1 pseudogene is annotated in these 273 nt (G+C 60.4%); it reads right to left on the reverse strand.

Annotated features, from left to right (window positions below):
• Window positions 1-273: pseudogene (locus ACLD9W_RS12640) on the reverse strand (hypothetical protein); the annotation flags it as partial.

Consider the following 273-nt stretch of genomic DNA (forward strand, 5'->3'; position numbering starts at 1 on the left):
TCAGTTTGGTCGCGTCGGTTACGCCGCCTTTGACGTTCACGGTGCTGCCCAGTTTGCGTTCAACGTTCGTGCCGCTGTCGCCTGCAAAGGTCAGCGGGTTGTTGGCCACGGCGTACAGCTGGCTGCCGTTTACGGCATCGGTGCTGGTGTTGCTCAGTGTGCCGGCTGCGACGTTTTTAACCTGTACGGGTTTGCCGCTGTCTTTGCCGACGAGGCTGACGGTGTTGGTCGGATCGGTGCTGGCTCTGCCGGTGTTGTCAACGTACTGCATCG

It is taken from the genome of Neisseria sp. WLZKY-1 (genome assembly GCF_046546535.1).
GTDB lineage: Bacteria > Pseudomonadota > Gammaproteobacteria > Burkholderiales > Neisseriaceae > Neisseria.